This is a genomic window from Bernardetia sp. (assembly GCF_020630935.1).
GTDB lineage: Bacteria > Bacteroidota > Bacteroidia > Cytophagales > Bernardetiaceae > Bernardetia.
In genome coordinates this window covers 1-2,588 of the sequence record NZ_JAHDIG010000130.1, presented here as the reverse complement: position 1 = coordinate 2,588, position 2,588 = coordinate 1, and the positions used below count along the sequence as shown (strand labels likewise).

General features: G+C 36.0%; 6 protein-coding genes. All 6 read right to left on the bottom strand.

The features are described from left to right. On the bottom strand, positions 1-373 hold a 373-nt coding region (locus QZ659_RS20060), incomplete at its 3' end, for a hypothetical protein (protein ID WP_291728811.1). Then, positions 354-914, bottom strand: a complete 561-nt coding sequence (locus QZ659_RS20055) for a transglutaminase-like domain-containing protein (protein WP_291728809.1) — start codon at positions 912-914, stop codon at positions 354-356. The genes QZ659_RS20055 and QZ659_RS20060, both read right to left, overlap by 20 nt. A gap of 3 nt (positions 915-917) precedes the next feature. Next, positions 918-1,145 (bottom strand): hypothetical protein, encoded by a 228-nt coding sequence (locus QZ659_RS20050; protein ID WP_291728807.1) that lies wholly within the window; start codon positions 1,143-1,145, stop codon positions 918-920. A gap of 23 nt (positions 1,146-1,168) precedes the next feature. Beyond that, positions 1,169-1,669: a hypothetical protein gene (locus QZ659_RS20045; RefSeq protein ID WP_291728805.1), complete on the bottom strand. Its 501-nt coding sequence runs from the start codon at positions 1,667-1,669 to the stop codon at positions 1,169-1,171. A gap of 13 nt (positions 1,670-1,682) precedes the next feature. Further along, positions 1,683-2,210, bottom strand: a complete 528-nt coding sequence (locus tag QZ659_RS20040) for a hypothetical protein (RefSeq protein ID WP_291728803.1) — start codon at positions 2,208-2,210, stop codon at positions 1,683-1,685. A gap of 66 nt (positions 2,211-2,276) precedes the next feature. Next, positions 2,277-2,588: hypothetical protein (locus QZ659_RS20035; protein WP_291728801.1), on the bottom strand; the 312-nt coding region annotated here is incomplete at its 5' end.

Sequence of the window (2,588 nt, the reverse complement as noted above, 5' to 3'; positions counted from 1 at the left end):
CGTAAACAGTACCAAAAACTAGCAATGTACCTCCTGCAGTAGTTAGCCAATTTGGTACAGAAGGAATTAAAGTATCTTTCTCAAACCAACTCTTTTTGTCTGCTACTGCTCCTGTGGTTGCATAGGCATCTGGACTTACGACACTTCCTCCACTTACTAAACTCTGTGCTGCTATGTCGGCTGCTGTATTCAAAATTGTTGAGTTTTTGAGCCTGTCCCAAATGCTTATTTTTTCATCTTTTGTAGTTTCGCCTGTCCCTGGTGGTAGTGCAGTTTGTTGTTCTTGTTCTACTGTTGGTATCAACGCTCCTAACCCTCCACATCTGCTTACTGCTCCTAGTCCTGTGTCTCTCTTAATTGGTGTAAAATTCATATTGTACTTTGTCTTTTTGGTCTCCTGTGGGTTCTTCGTTGAAGATTTCCCAAACTGGGTCGATAATGTAATTTCCTGTTACTGCAAAAATATGGTCGTAACTACCATTGTTGTTGTCATAATCTACCACGTGCATTGCTGCTGGGTAGTTCATTTGAATCATTAAAGAAGCTGCGAAGACGGTAAAATCTTCACAATCAATTCCGATTTTTCTATCGTGGTACGAACGTTCAGAATCTCTGATTTCCTCTAATCCTAACGTATCAAAACGATAGTTAAAATTCATTTTGAGAAAGTGCCAAACATTGTATGCACTCTGTTTGTGCGTATCTGCTTTTAGATGTTGCGCTAACTTATAGACTTGGAAATTATCGTTTTCAATAATCTTTGCTACTGTGGCTAAAGTCTTTGGTAAGTTATCAGCCGAATGAGTATAGAAGCCTTTTTTAGAAGCATTAATCAAATGGGAATAATCATTTAATTGCTTATATGAAGGTGTGTATAAGTCCCTTCTACTGTTGTATTCTGCGTAACCTCTCATTAGCTAATTTTTACTCTTTTCTCTAATTTCTTGTTGTAAATATTCTATACGTAAAGCATTTTCTTTTACACTCAAATTAGTATTTATAACTTCTTGACTTACTTTTTGTGTTTCGCTTGCTTGTTCTTCTACTGCTTTTTCAATCTTATCGACATTATTTTGTAAAGTTGCTTGTTGAACAATAAAACTAATTACAATAGATGCGATTGTTAGCCAATTCCCTAAACTCACTTTTTTTATATCTTCCACTATTACTACTCAAATTCGTGTATTATATCAATTCTCTTTCTAAGTTTATTTACAAGTATATTGCCTGTAAAACGAAGTTTTGGAATGCGTCCAGAAAGCAACGCTCTATAAATTGCGCCACCTCCACGAGCTACTAAATTTACCATTTTCACAAGGTCAGTAGCGAACTGAATACCTAGTAAAGTATTGTTTTTACCAGTAATTTCTAGGTTTAAATTTGGCTGGTTTATCGTTCCGATTTCAATAAACTTATCTTGTTCTGTCTCTACATAGACTGTTAGAAAAATAGCTTTCAAAAAGACTGTTACACGGCTTGGGTTTGTAATCTGTGTAGCTATCAAAAATCTAGGTGCAATGACACTTCCTAATACTGAATTAGAACTTTGTCTTTGTATGCCTAAAAAGGCAAATTCAATGTTTTTGACTAAAGAAAAAATACTAATTCCATAGCCTAAAAGTGCTGTACTAAATAACCCTGCTGCAATTCCTCCTACTGTTTTTATCATCTTTTTTTCTTTGTTATGGAAATAATAATTTTCCTACGTCCGTTTTTCTGAATACGGCACATTCTGCGCTGTTTATATCAGCGTTACAAGCTGCAATTCTTTGTCTCATAAGTTGGCATCGCATCTCGTTACTACCCTCACAAGAATCTATATAAACTTGTGGGTTTGTTAGTGTGAGTGTCATTTGTGCCTGTTGCTCAATGCTTTGTTGCGCTGCTGCTGCTTGCTGTGTGTTGCCTGTGGCTGTATAGTGGTCTCTTAGTTTTACTAAAGTTCCTGCTGTTTGAGTGATGCGCTGCTCGTCCTTTTCTGTGATGCCTAGCTCTGCAAATTCTTTTATATCAGACAGTTTTTCGCCACTCTCATTTTTACCGTCTAAACGGTTGAATTGACTAGAAACAAAATCTTTTATTGGATTAAAATACTTATAGCCTAAAAATGCTAATGCTCCTGTACCTACTACTATTCCTGTTCCAATGGCTATTTTTTTGTTACGGCTGCTTTTGCTTTTTTTTCTATTCTTTTTTTTCTTCTTACTCATTCTATCAAAAGTTCTGAAAAAGAGTAGCTATACAAAATAACTACTCTTAGTATATTGATACTCAAATTATCGTGTGAACTCTGCTACAAGTGCAGCGTTTGCGAGTGCAGCATTTACAGATACTTTAAACTTACGGTCTAAGTCTGGGTCGCCTGCTGTAAAATTATCAATGAAATCATTTTGAAGGCTTTGAGCTTCTACTGGGTACAAATCTTTAATTTGCTCCCACGTTTGACCGATAGTAAGGGCTGTATCTGATAAAGTAAATAAGCGCATAGCTACCTCTATTTTTTCCTGTGTGTCTAGCTTATTATCATCCTTGTATCTTGTAACAACGAAAGCTCCAAAAGCTCCTATTTGAAATAATGCTGCTCTTAC

Excerpts from the sequence above, each read along its gene's own strand:
- QZ659_RS20055 (WP_291728809.1), bottom strand. The coding sequence starts at position 914 with ATGAGAGGTTACGCAGAATACAACAGTAGAAGGGACTTATACACACCT.
- QZ659_RS20040 (WP_291728803.1), bottom strand. The coding sequence starts at position 2,210 with ATGAGTAAGAAGAAAAAAAAGAATAGAAAAAAAAGCAAAAGCAGCCGT.
- QZ659_RS20045 (WP_291728805.1), bottom strand. The coding sequence starts at position 1,669 with ATGATAAAAACAGTAGGAGGAATTGCAGCAGGGTTATTTAGTACAGCA.